Genomic DNA, 225 nt, shown 5'->3' with positions numbered 1-225 from the left:
GGGCGGACTCACCGGAGCCGCAGGCTGCTGCTGGATCGTCTCGTCGAGTGCAGGTGAGGGTGCGGTCTCGGGCTCGGGCGCTGGGCGTGCGGGAGCATCCTGCGTGATGCCGGGGACGAAGGCGATGAGGGATCCCGCGTCGGCGACCGGTGCCGCGGGAGCGGCCGGTCGCGGAGGGATCGAAGCGGAGGGCGGCGTGGCGGGAGCCGGCGCCGGAGCCGGAAC

1 pseudogene is annotated in these 225 nt (G+C 75.6%); it reads right to left on the bottom strand.

From position 1 onward, the window contains the following. Positions 1 to 225: pseudogene (locus AX744_RS21095) on the bottom strand (2-oxoglutarate dehydrogenase, E2 component, dihydrolipoamide succinyltransferase); the annotation flags it as partial.

It is taken from the genome of Microbacterium sp. CCH5-D1 (assembly GCF_001557335.1).
Lineage (GTDB): Bacteria > Actinomycetota > Actinomycetes > Actinomycetales > Microbacteriaceae > Microbacterium > Microbacterium oxydans.
Note: the sequence above shows the minus strand (reverse complement) of the source record. Positions and strands in the feature narration are given on the sequence as shown.